Source organism: Allobosea sp. GW821-FHT03A12 (assembly GCF_058986765.1).
In genome coordinates this window covers 1-732 of record NZ_JBYSVZ010000026.1, presented here as the reverse complement: position 1 = coordinate 732, position 732 = coordinate 1, and the positions used below count along the sequence as shown (strand labels likewise).

1 protein-coding gene is annotated in these 732 nt (G+C 72.4%); it reads left to right on the top strand.

Translation table 11 applies throughout. The features are described 5' to 3' along the window. Positions 1-732, top strand: a 732-nt coding sequence (locus AC3WLC_RS32075) for an autotransporter outer membrane beta-barrel domain-containing protein (RefSeq protein WP_493687913.1), incomplete at both ends; no start/stop codon positions are given.

The window sequence follows — 732 nt, the reverse complement described above, 5'->3', positions numbered from 1 at the left end:
TTCTGGGGCACGGCCTTCGGCAGTACCGGCAACACCGACGCAGACGGCAACGCCGCGAGCATGAGCCGTCGCAGCGGCGGCGCCCTGCTCGGCGCGGACCTGATGCTCTACGACGCGCCCGGCTCCTCGTTGAAGGTCGGCGTCGCCGGCGGCTACAGCCAGTCCCGCTTCGATCTCGATGCCCGCCTGTCCTCGGGCAGGCTCGAGAGCGGCCATGCGGCGCTCTATGCCGGGGCCCGCTTCGGCAGCCTGCGCTTCGATGCCGGTGCGGCGTACACATGGAGCGAGAGCGACATCCGCCGGCAGGTTGCGATCCGCGGCTTCGGCGACCTGTTGCGGCTGCAGCGTCCGGGTTCGGTGACGCAGGGCTTCGCCGAGCTCGGCTACGCCTTCGCCTTCAGCGGCGTCGCGCTCGAGCCCTTCGCGCAGCTGGCGCTGATCCGCGTCAGCACCGATGCCGGCACCGAGCGCGGTGGCGCGGCGGCCTTGCGCGTGCTTTCCAGCGATCAGACGCTCGGCTTCACCACGCTCGGCCTGCGCGCCGAGGCGCAGATCGGGGCGATGCCTTTGTTCGCCCGGGCGATGCTCGGCTGGCGCCATGGCTTCGGCGAGCTCACCCCGCAGGCCCGCACCGCCTTCGTCGCCGGCACCACCCCGGCCACGGTCTTCGCGGCCCGCATCGATCGCGATGCACTCGTCGCCGAGGCCGGGCTCGACTGGCGCATCTCGCAG